General features: G+C 64.0%; 11 protein-coding genes. 3 read left to right on the plus strand and 8 right to left on the minus strand.

Going from position 1 to position 10492, the window contains the following annotated elements; genetic code table 11:
- Position 1: 1 nt before the first annotated feature.
- Positions 2-1024, minus strand: a complete 1023-nt coding sequence (locus tag AC1D05_RS31165; RefSeq protein WP_477446163.1) for a fatty acid desaturase — start codon at positions 1022-1024, stop codon at positions 2-4.
- A 139-nt stretch (positions 1025-1163) separates the two neighbouring features.
- Positions 1164-1364, minus strand: a complete 201-nt coding sequence (locus AC1D05_RS31170) for a hypothetical protein (RefSeq protein WP_477446165.1) — start codon at positions 1362-1364, stop codon at positions 1164-1166.
- Positions 1365-1602: 238 nt separating this feature from the next.
- On the opposite strand from AC1D05_RS31170, the gene grpE reads away from it, so the two are divergent.
- Together grpE and AC1D05_RS31180 are read left to right on the plus strand one after the other, a co-directional pair.
- Positions 1603-2235 carry a nucleotide exchange factor GrpE gene (gene grpE, locus AC1D05_RS31175; RefSeq protein WP_172224116.1) on the plus strand — a complete coding sequence of 211 codons (633 nt, stop codon included), beginning with the start codon at positions 1603-1605 and terminating at the stop codon, positions 2233-2235.
- Between the two features lie 104 nt (positions 2236-2339).
- Positions 2340-2972: a trimeric intracellular cation channel family protein gene (locus AC1D05_RS31180; RefSeq protein WP_477446167.1), complete on the plus strand. Its 633-nt coding sequence runs from the start codon at positions 2340-2342 to the stop codon at positions 2970-2972.
- 93 nt (positions 2973-3065) lie between these two features.
- On the opposite strand, the gene olsB is transcribed toward AC1D05_RS31180, so the two are convergent.
- The 6 genes from olsB to AC1D05_RS31210 form a co-directional block, all read right to left on the minus strand.
- Entirely contained in the window at positions 3066-3941 is an 876-nt protein-coding gene (gene olsB, locus AC1D05_RS31185) for a l-ornithine N(alpha)-acyltransferase (RefSeq protein ID WP_056577807.1), read from the minus strand.
- A gap of 286 nt (positions 3942-4227) precedes the next feature.
- Positions 4228-6510, minus strand: a complete 2283-nt coding sequence (locus AC1D05_RS31190; protein WP_477446169.1) for an ATP-binding protein — start codon at positions 6508-6510, stop codon at positions 4228-4230.
- 144 nt (positions 6511-6654) lie between these two features.
- Complete coding sequence (acuI, locus tag AC1D05_RS31195) at positions 6655-7644, minus strand: acrylyl-CoA reductase (NADPH) (protein ID WP_477446171.1); 990 nt, start codon at positions 7642-7644, stop codon at positions 6655-6657.
- A gap of 54 nt (positions 7645-7698) precedes the next feature.
- The gene (gene lspA, locus AC1D05_RS31200; RefSeq protein WP_477446173.1) at positions 7699-8196 is read right to left on the minus strand and encodes a signal peptidase II; all 498 of its coding nucleotides are present in this window, start codon (positions 8194-8196) and stop codon (positions 7699-7701) included.
- A gap of 13 nt (positions 8197-8209) precedes the next feature.
- Positions 8210-9067 (minus strand): TrmH family RNA methyltransferase, encoded by an 858-nt coding sequence (locus tag AC1D05_RS31205; protein ID WP_477446175.1) that lies wholly within the window; start codon positions 9065-9067, stop codon positions 8210-8212.
- A 17-nt stretch (positions 9068-9084) separates the two neighbouring features.
- Entirely contained in the window at positions 9085-10170 is a 1086-nt protein-coding gene (locus AC1D05_RS31210) for an RsmD family RNA methyltransferase (protein WP_477446177.1), read from the minus strand.
- Positions 10171-10331: 161 nt separating this feature from the next.
- Between AC1D05_RS31210 and AC1D05_RS31215 the strand changes: the two genes are divergently transcribed.
- Positions 10332-10492 (plus strand): transposase family protein (locus AC1D05_RS31215; protein ID WP_477444546.1); only part of this gene is annotated, 161 nt, incomplete at its 3' end.

Consider the following 10492-nt stretch of genomic DNA (forward strand, 5'->3'; position numbering starts at 1 on the left):
CCTAGATAGCCGCCCGTGCTTCGCGGAACGATACCAGCTTGCGGCGGTTTTCGTCCCACAATGCCAGTTTGACGCAACGAAGGCTGTCGAGCAGCGTGACGCGACCGATGCCGCGCAGTTCCGGGTAATCCCGCAGCACTTCCTGCAGCCGGTAGCCCGGCACCTTGGCGGAGAGGTGATGGACGTGATGGACGCCGATGTTGCCGGTGAACCAGTTCAACACCGGCGGCAGATCGTAGTAGGACGAGCCATGCAGGGCGGCATGCTGGAATTCCCAGTCGTCATCCTTTGCCCATTCCGTCTCCTCGAACTGGTGCTGCACGTAGAACAGCCAGATGCCGGCCGAACCGGCGAGGATGACGATCGGCAGATGGACGACCAGGAAGGCGCCGGGGCCGACGGCCCAGATGAGAATGGCCGCCGCAACCGCGATGGCGAGATTGGTGGTCATGGATGACACCCATGGCGTCAGGCCGCCGCGCATCATGCCGATGGGCAGTCTTTGCTCGAAGATGAACAGCCAGATCGGCCCCAGCCCGAACATCACCAGCGGATGGCGGTAGAGCCGGTAGGCAAGGCGGCCTCGCCAGGACAATTGCCGGTATTCGGCAACGGTCAGCGTCCTGATGTCGCCCATGCCGCGCTCGTCGAGATTGCCGGCGCTGGCATGATGCACAGCGTGGGCGCGCCGCCAGCAATCGTAGGGCGTCAGCGTCAGGACGCCGAGCGCACGGCCGATCCAGTCGTCGGCATACCGGTTGGCGAAGAAGGAGCCATGGCCGCAATCGTGCTGGATCATGAAGATGCGCACCAGGAACCCGGCCGCCGGCAGGATCAGGATCAGCCCCCACCAATGGCCGTAGGCATAGGCCGCCGAGGACAGTGCCCAGAGCGTGGCAAACGGAATGAGGGTGATGGCAAGTTCGATGGCGCTGCGTCGCCGATCCGGCTTCTTGTAGCGCGCCAGAATCTTTAGCCAGGCACGCCTGCTGTTGGCGGCCGCATCAGGGGAAATCATGTTCATCAGGAAGCATAGGCGGGGCTTGTGGCCACCGCAAGGCAACCATCACGCAAAATTACTGTGCGTAATTGTCGCGCGACAGGCGATCCCGGGCCGGTTCTCCAGAGTCCTGAGAGGCAGGGATGGCCCGGCCGGGCGCCACCTATTGACGCCCGCCGCCAAGGCTGTTGCTCTCCACCCGATCGAGATCGTCGAGCAACTCCCTGAAGCGATTGGGAATGTCGGCTTCGGCACGGAAAGCCGGCAAGGTGCGCAGAAAGCGCGTCATCGCCTCGGCGCCGAACTGGCGCCTGACTTCGGTGGCGAGCTTTTCTCCCTTTTCAGCCTTGTCGCGGGTCATCATTTCAAAATCCTTTGTCGGTTCCGAAACTCCTGCAGCAAGGGAATGGTTCCCAGATCACGCTTCTGTGGCAAGCCAAGCCGGCAAGTACGGTAAAATTTGAATTAAAATCGAAGGAGTGTCATTGGTCACCGTATCGGTCCTCCGAAGGTCCTCCCGGTGGCTTACCCCTTGATTTTTGGCCGCCAAACCTCGATATCGGGCACAAAATCCACACCATTCGAGATGACGGGAAACGGCGATGAGCGACCAGGCAAAAGACGAACGCGCCCCCAGTGAAGTCGAGGCGGCTGAGGCCAATGCCGAGCGCACGGAAGGCAGCATCGACGGCGACTATGAAGCGCTTGTGCGACTGCTGAAGGAAAATGAAGAGCTGAAGGACCGCGCGCTGCGCGTCGCGGCCGAGATGGAGAACCTGCGCCGCCGCACCGCGCGCGACGTCCACGACGCCCGCACCTATGCGGTTGCGAATTTCGCTCGCGACATGCTGTCGGTGTCGGACAATCTGCGCCGCGCGCTGGACGCTATACCCGCCGAGGCCAAGGCGTCGGGCGACGCCGGCTTCAAGGCGCTGATCGAAGGCGTCGACCTGACCGAGCGTGCCATGCTGTCGGCGCTGGAACGGCACGGGGTCAAGAAGCTTACTCCCGAAGGCGAGAAGTTCGACCCCAATTTCCACCAGGCGATGTTCGAAGTGCCCAATCCCGATGTCCCGGCCAACACGGTGGTTCAGGTCGTGCAGCCGGGCTATTCGATCGGCGAGCGGGTGCTTCGTCCGGCCATGGTCGGCGTCGCCAAGGGCGGCCCGAAGATTGCCGCCGAGGCGCCGGTCGAGCCGGGGCCTGTCAATGACGAGGCCGAGAAGGATGCGTAGCTAGGGATTAGGCAGTAGGGCAGTTGGGAGTAAGGCAGCCATATCAATCGCGCGGCTTCGTGCTATTCATATGCCCAACTCCTAATCCCTACTGCCTTATCCCCATGCACCCCATCGCCCTTCTCGACTATGCCGGCGTCGCCGTTTTTGCGGCGACCGGGGCGTTGGCTGCGTCGCGCAAGCAGCTCGACATTATCGGGTTCCTGTTCCTGGCCAGTGTCACCGGCATTGGCGGCGGCACATTTCGCGACCTCATCCTCAATGTGCCGGTCTTCTGGGTGGGAAACCGCGACTATGTGCTGATCTGCGCTGTTGTGGCGGTTCTGGTCTTCTTCACCGCGCACCGTGTCGAATCCCGCTATAAGCTGCTGCTGTGGCTCGACGCCATCGGGCTGGCCGCCTTTTCGGTGATGGGCGCGGCAAAGGGCCTGGCAATCACCGGTTCGCCGGTGGTTTCGATCATCACCGGCATGCTGACCGCGACTTTCGGCGGCATCTTGCGCGATCTGCTGGCCGGCGAGCCATCGGTGCTGCTGAGACCCGAGATCTACGTGACGGCGGCTCTGGCGGGCGCCGCCATCTTCACACTGGGCGACGTCGCCGGATTGCCGCAGATCATCTCGGGGTTGGCCGGCTTCGGCGTGGCACTCGCCGTGCGCGGCGGCGCGCTGCGTTTCGGCTGGACGTTTGCGTCCTACAAGAGCAGGCCGGGAAGGCGGCCGGAGGATATTCCGTAAGAGTGAGTAGGGAATAGTCAGTAGTCAGTAGTCAGTAGAGTGTCCGTGATGTCGCGGCATAGCACTCACTACTCACTACTCACTACTCACTACTCACGCCGCGAAACGCTGCGCTTCCCCGCCATAGTAGTTGACGTAGCGGGCACCGATCTCCTTGACCGGCATCACCACGAAGACGTCGACGGTCGAGAATTCGCGGTCGATGACGCAGCCGTCGCCGATGCGGGCGCCGACCCGCAGATAGCCCTTGACCAGAGGCGGCATCGCCGCGATCGCCGCCTTGGCATTGACCGCCTCGATCGGCATCAGATCCATGGAGCAGTACCGATCAGAAACCGCGCGCACGTCCCAGGCGGAGTTGGTACGGCAGTGATGGGCAAGATAGGTGAGCGCCTCCGCGTGAGCGGCCGGCACGGTGCCGTGAAAAGAGGCGCAGCCGGTCATCACGCCGATTTCGTAGTGGTTGATATAGGCCCAGATGCCTTGCCACAGCGCCTCGATGGTACGCTTCGAGCGGTATTGCGGCAAAACGCAGGAACGGCCGAGTTCGAGAAAACGCTGGCCGGGGTGACGGGCGATGAGCTTGGTCAGCTCGAACTCGCCTTCGGAATAGAAGCCGCCGGCGGTGGCCGCGATTTCTTGCCGCAGCAGGCGATAGGTACCGACGATACGGCGATGTTCGGGGCCTGAAAGCGTCGTATCCAGCACCAGAAGATGGTCGCAGAGCGGATCGAACCGATCGGCGTCGCGACGGTCCTGCGCCTGGAACAGGTCCTTCCTGGCACCAAGCTCGTCGTAAAATACGCGGTAGCGCACTTCCTGCGCGGCCGCGATCTCGGCCTCGTTGCGGGCGAGCCGCACTTCGAGATTGCCGATACGGCCGAGTGCTGCGCCTTTTATGACGGAATCGACGTTACGTCCGGCAAGCAAGGCGCTGCTGGCGTTTGGCCGAGTGTCACATTCCGGCATAACTGTATGCACGAGTGATTCTCCTTCGAGCCATCCCTCTTGGCACGGGGATACGGTGTAGGTGCAACAGGATTGTGACAGTACCGTGATACGGCGTCGCGGGCAATACTTCGTCGGCTGGCGAAAACGGTCAACCGGCTACGTTCGGTGAGGAAACATGAAGTGCGTCGCGTTTGCGCGAGCCCAGGCAACGCGCGTCAGGTCCTTGTTTTCATGCATGTCGTCGTCGCAAAAACGGAGTCACTTTTGCGCGAAATGCACTAGCCGCGCGCCGGAAAAAACCTGTTCAAGCGGCGACCTGGCCCTCGACGGCGCTGACAAGCGCATCGGGGTCGAGCGGCTTGGTGACGAAGCCGCTGGCGCCGTGGGCTAGCACCGTATGGCGGGTTTTTTCCTGGCTGTCGGCCGACAGCACCATGATCGGCACGGGCGCCGCCGATGTTTCCTCTTCATGGCGGCGGATCGCGGCAATGGCGTCCAACCCGTCCATGACCGGCATATGCAGGTCCATCAGCACCACGTCGAAGCGGTGCTTGTGTCCGGCGCTGGTGACGGCCTCGACGGCGGCCTTGCCATTGCCGACCACCTTGACGCGGTGCCCCGCCTTCAACAGCGTGGCGCGTGCCAGCATGGCATTGATGTCGTTGTCTTCGGCGATCAGCACGGACAGGCCCTGCTGGCGGTCGCTTGAGGCGCGAAGTGCCGGAGTGCGACGCTTTTCCGGCTGCGGCTGGGCAAGGGCCGGCGCATGGCTGGTTAAAAGGACACGCAAAAGTGTTCCCCCGCGCACCGGCCGGGCCAGGAAGGTCGCGTAGCCGCTGGCACGGAACTCGCCAAGCATGCCGCGGTCGGTCGGCGCGATCAGCGTGATGGCTTCGCAATCGGAAAAGCCGCTTTGGCGCAACCGCTTGAGCAGCCTGCCGTCACTCTCCTCCATGGCCGCGTCGACCAGAAGCGCGTCGCAGCCCTCGGCCAGGGGGGCGGCCTGCGCCACGGTGGTGGCGATACCGGCCGTGCCGCCATTGGCACGGATGGTGCGGGCGATGGCGTCGGCCTCGACGGCGTTCCTGGACAGGATCACCGCGCGCCTGCCGGCAAGCACGTTCTGCCGGCCCTGCGGCGCCTCGGTAGCTTCCGTAGCTGGGATTTCGAAGACGAATTCCGACCCCTGGCCAAGCCGACTGGAGACCGAAATCGTGCCGCCCATGGCAGCCACCAGGCGCCTGGAGATGGCAAGCCCCAGCCCCGCCCCGCCATGTGTGCGCGTCGAGGTGCCGTCGGCCTGCTCGAACTCTTCAAAGATGCGCTCCATGTCCTCGTCGCGCAGGCCGGGACCAGTGTCGGTGATGGTGAAGCAGATGCGGTCGGTGGTCTCGGTGCGGGCGCGCGCGATGCTGACCAGCACGCCGCCGCTGTCGGTGAACTTGATGGCGTTGCCGATGAGGTTGAGCAGCACCTGCCTGACCCGGCCTGGATCAGCGGTGATCAATTGCGGCACATCCGGTTCGACGTGGCAGCCGAGGCCAATATCCTTGGCGAAGGCGCGCGCGGCCAGCAATTCGATGATGTTGTCGGCGATCTCGCGCACCGACATCGGCTGCGGCTCCGGATCGAAGCGGCCGGCCTCGATCTTGGAATAGTCGAGCAGATCCTCGATCAAGGCGAGCAAGGCGCTGGCAGAGGTCGAGACGGCGCCAACATAGGTCTGCTGTTCCGGCGACAGGCTGGTGTCGGCCAATAGCCTGGCCATGCCCATGATGCCGTTCATCGGCGTGCGGATTTCATGGCTGACGGTGGCGAGGAAGCGCGACTTGGCCTGGCTTGCATATTCGGCCCGCTCGCGCGCGGTGATCAGCGAGGATTCAGCGCGCTTGCGGGCGGTGATGTCACGGGCGATGGCGCGATGCGAGGCCGCGCCGCTATCCTTGTCGCGCACCGACAGTTCGATCCAGGAGAACCAGCGCGAGCCGCTCGGCGTGCGGATGGCGACATCGGTGGAACTCAGGCACTCATGGTCGGAAAAGGCGGCGTCGGGCACGATGCCGACCTCGATGCCGAGTTCGGCAAGGGTCTTGCCGGCAAGGTCGCGCTGATCGGTTTCGACCAGATCGGCGAACACCTTGTTGGCATAGACGATGTAGCCGTCGCGGTCGCGATGGATGACGAGATCGCCAAGCGCGTCGATGAGACCGCGAAAGCGCTCCTCGCTTTCCTGCATTTCCCACATGCGGTCGGCGAGCGTCTCGATCTCGGCGCGGCTGCGGGCGGTGGTCTCGTCCAGAAGCACCACGGTGCGGTGGACGCTGCGTCTGGCATGCAGATGCATTCCAAGGCCGGCGAGGCCGGTTGCCAGCAATGCGAGGCTGATGAAGATCGGCGCCCCGGTCAGATGCGCGAGGCCGGCCAGTACGATGATGGCAGCGAAGGTCAGCAGCGGCAGGCTTTCCCGCCTGGCCACTTGCGGCTCGGGCACCAGCGGCGGCGCAGCGATGAACCGCCGTGCGGGTCCGGCAAACGCATCGACGTCGTCGCCCTTGTCCACCTGCTGGCTGTCGGATTCCGCGATCATGCGAAATCCTTGCCAGACAGAGATTATGGAAAATTGCGGCGGATCGTTCGAATTTTAGCGGATAGGGCGTTTTTGTCCCGGCAGCGGCGGATTCGCCACCGGATTTGGCAATTCAGTCCGCCGCCTGCGACCAGCTCGGCGGGTTTACATGTCGACGACGACGCGACCGCGGATCTTGCCGTCGACGATGTCGCGCGCGGCATCGATGATGCCGTCGAAGCCGATGGTCGTGGACAGGCTGGCGAGCTTCTGCAGGTCGAGATCGGAACCAATGCGCCGCCAGGCCTCAAGGCGCACAGCCTTGGGCGCCATCACCGAATCGATGCCAAGCAGCGAGACGCCGCGCAGGATGAAGGGGGCGACGCTCGACGGCAGATCCATGCCGCCGGCGAGGCCGCAGGCCGCGACCGCGCCGCCATAGGAGGTCATCGAAAGCACATTGGCCAGCGTGTGGCTGCCGACCGAATCGATGCCGCCGGCCCAGCGTTCCTTGGCCAGCGGTTTGGCGGGCAGGTTGAGCTCGTCGCGCGAGATTACCTCGGCGGCGCCGAGGTTGATCAGATAAGGGCTTTCGGCATTGCGGCCGGTCGACGCAATGACGTGGTAACCGAGGCTGGACAGGATGGAGACCGCGACCGAACCGACGCCGCCGGCGGCACCCGTCACCACCACCGGGCCGCGGTCTGGCAGGATGCCGTGCCGCTCCAGCGCCATGACGCAGAGCATGGCGGTGTAGCCCGCGGTGCCGACCGCCATCGCGTCATGCGCGCTGATGCCTTCCGGCAGCGGCACCAGCCAGTCGCCCTTGACGCGGGCGCGCCCGGCATAGGCGCCGAAATGCGTTTCGCCGACGCCCCAGCCATTCAGGATGACCTGGTCTCCCTGGCGCCAGTCGGGATTGGAGGACGAGATCACCGTGCCGGCGAAGTCGATGCCTGGCACCAGCGGCCAGCGGCGGACCACCGGCGCCTTGCCCGTGATGGCCAGCCCATCCTTGTAGTTCACCGTCGTCGCCTCGACCGCGACGGTGACGTCGCCCTCCATCAGGTCGGCGTCGGTGAGATCCGTCACGGCCACCGATTGCTTCTTGTCGGCATCGCGCGAGACGAGGATGGCTTTGAAGGTTTCGGACATCTTTTTCTCCGCGAGCTTGCTCGGTGTGGACTGTGCGGCGATGGCCGCCTGCGGTCAATCTTTGGAAGGCTTGGCGTTCGAAGGCTTGGGCTCGCGCCGCCAGCCGATGAGTTCGTCGAAGACGACCAGTGCCGCGCCCACGGAAATGAAGGCGTCGGCGAGATTGAAGATGGCAAAGGACCAGACCGGCGTGTGGAACAGGATGTAGTCGATGACGTGGCCGTAGACGGCGCGGTCGATCAGATTGCCCAGCGCGCCGCCGATGATCAGGGCAAAGCCGGTGCGGGCGATGACATGGGCCGATGGCGTGCGGGTGGCGAGGTAGAGCACGAAAGCGACGACCAGCACGGCGATGACCACCAGGCCGGTGTCGCCGAAGGAGGAGAACATCGAGAAGGCGATGCCTGTGTTGTAGGTGCGAAACAGCGCCAGGAACGGCACCAGATCGAGCTTTTCCTGGAAGGGCAGGCCGGTCTCGACCAGGTGCTTTATCCACTGATCAAGCGCAATGGCCGCGACGACGAGCAGCGCGTAGGGGGACCATGATCTCACGGGCGGGCAACCTTCATTGCTGGTCGGCGATAGGTTCGAGCTTCAGCGCGCCGCGCCGGATCTCGAACAGCATGATGCCGGTGGCGACGGCAAGATTGAGCGAATCGGCGCGGCCGGCTTGTGGGATCCGCAGCAGCCGGTCGCAACTCGCCGCCAGGCTTTCGGGCAGGCCCTGCTGCTCGTTGCCCATCATCAGCAGCACCGGCCCACGGGAGAAATCGACCGAGCGGTAATCGACGGCGCCTTTCAGATGCGTGCCGGCGACGAGGCCTGAAAACCCGCCGCGCCAGGCAAGGAAAGCTTCGGTCGTCGCCTTGGCCACCGGCACGGCGAAGATCGAACCCATTGTGGCGCGCACTGTCTCCACCGAAAAAGGATCGGTGGTGTCGCCGACCAGGATGACGCCCTTGGCGCCGACGGCATCGACGGTGCGGATGACGGTGCCGAGATTGCCGGGATCGCGCACCCGGTCGAGCGCCACCCAGACATCGCCATTGTCGGCGCGGATGTCTTTCAGGGCCAGGAATCTCTGCGAGAAGACGCCGACCACCATTTGCGGATTGTCACGGCGGGTGATGGCGACAAGCACTTTTTCCGACACTTCGAGCACCGTGCCGCCGGCGGCAACCGTGCGTGCCGCGACCTTTTCGACCGCGGCATTGCCGCGCCCGGCCTTGGCGAACACAAGCGTCCTGATCTGCCAGCCGAGGTCGAGCGCATCGATGATCAGCTTCAGCCCCTCGGCCATGAAGGCGTTCTGCTGGTCGCGGAATTTCTTCAGCGCAAGCGCCTTGATGTCCTTGATCAGCGGATTGGCGAGGCTGGTGACTTCCTTCACCTGGCCAGGTGCGCCGACGTGCCGTTCGTTCATTCAGGACTCCAGGGCATTCAGGCCACCCAACGCGAAAACAGTGAGGTCGAAAGCGCCCTGCCGGCAGACTTTTCGCGGATGATCAGCTCACCCGATTCAACCCTGCCGCCCATGCCGGCAAAAGTGTCGCGCATCAGAGCGTGGATGGCGAAGAAGGAGGCGCGGATCGAATAGGCGGTCAGCACCACGGCAAGCGGTTTCGGCGTCAGGATCGCCCGGCAAAGGTCGGTGAGACCAGGCAGATCCTCGAACAATTGCCAGACCTCGCCCTTGGGGCCGCGGCCATAGGCCGGCGGGTCGAACAGGATGATGTCGTAGCGGCTGCCGCGGCGCTCTTCGCGCTCGGCGAATTTCACCGCGTCGTCGACGATCCAACGGATCGGCTTGCTGCCCAACCCGGCCATCTCCTGGTTTTCACGCGCCCAGCCGATCGCCTTCTTCGAGGCATCGACATGGGTGACCTCGGCGCCCGCGCGGGCCGCTACCAGCGAGGCAAGGCCGGTATAGCCGAACAGGTTGAGCACCTTGACTGGTCGCTTCGCCGCCGCGATCAAGCCAGCCATATGGTCCCAGTGCGAGGCCTGTTCGGGAAAGACGCCGACATGACGAAACGAGGTGAAACGGCCGAGATAGTCGATGCCGTCGTGCTTCATCGGCCAGGTCTCGCCGAGCGGCGTCTTCGGAAAACGCCAGCGGCCGATGCCTTCCTCGTCAGTGTCACCGGTGAAGATGGCGTCGGCACGCTCCCAGTCCTTGGCCGGCAAGGTCTTCTGCCAGATTGCCTGGCCCTCGGGCCGCACGATGCGATAGGGGCCGTATTGTTCGAGTTTTTCGCCGGCGCCGCTGTCGAGCAGTGCGTAATCGGCGTTGGGTGCCACTTCGAGGATTACCGGAAGTTGCTCAGCGGGCAGCGTCCCTTCGCGGCGGGCGAGGATGCGCGGTGCGGATTTCGGTTCGTTGCGATCGTCGGTTCTGGTCTCATGCCGCTCGCGCGGTTTGGCCTCCGGACGTGCGGCGCCACGCGTCTCGTTCGGACGCACCTCTCCACTTCCGCCTTTTGCGGGCGGGCGGCTGTCGCGGCGTTTGTCGCGAAAAGACTTCAAGCAGGAGCATCTCCGAGCGGCGTGCCGCTTTTGGCATAGGGCAACCGGCTTCGCAACCAAGTCTGCCACTACCCCCAGGGCAATCGGGTGAGTTAACGCGTGACAAGGAGGTTGAGAGCTGAATCTGTCGAGATCATTTGATTCTGAGGGGGAATATCTGGATGGACGATGTGGCTTGCAACGCCGGTGCGTTCGCGGAAACGGTTGTTTTTCTGGGTCATTTCAAGGATCTGCCTGATGGTCGGCAGAGTGCGAAGGTAAGGTATCCGCTGGATGAGGTGCTGCTGCTGTGTCTTATGGCGGTGATCGCCGGGGCGGAAGC

This window comes from Mesorhizobium sp. P2_E9, assembly GCF_056403815.1.

Excerpts from the sequence above, each read along its gene's own strand:
- grpE (WP_172224116.1), top strand. The coding sequence starts at position 1,603 with ATGAGCGACCAGGCAAAAGACGAACGCGCCCCCAGTGAAGTCGAGGCG.
- olsB (WP_056577807.1), bottom strand. The coding sequence starts at position 3,941 with ATGCCGGAATGTGACACTCGGCCAAACGCCAGCAGCGCCTTGCTTGCC.
- AC1D05_RS31170 (WP_477446165.1), bottom strand. The coding sequence starts at position 1,364 with ATGATGACCCGCGACAAGGCTGAAAAGGGAGAAAAGCTCGCCACCGAA.
- AC1D05_RS31205 (WP_477446175.1), bottom strand. The coding sequence starts at position 9,067 with ATGAACGAACGGCACGTCGGCGCACCTGGCCAGGTGAAGGAAGTCACC.
- AC1D05_RS31165 (WP_477446163.1), bottom strand. The coding sequence starts at position 1,024 with ATGAACATGATTTCCCCTGATGCGGCCGCCAACAGCAGGCGTGCCTGG.
- AC1D05_RS31190 (WP_477446169.1), bottom strand. The coding sequence starts at position 6,510 with ATGATCGCGGAATCCGACAGCCAGCAGGTGGACAAGGGCGACGACGTC.
- AC1D05_RS31180 (WP_477446167.1), top strand. The coding sequence starts at position 2,340 with ATGCACCCCATCGCCCTTCTCGACTATGCCGGCGTCGCCGTTTTTGCG.
- acuI (WP_477446171.1), bottom strand. The coding sequence starts at position 7,644 with ATGTCCGAAACCTTCAAAGCCATCCTCGTCTCGCGCGATGCCGACAAG.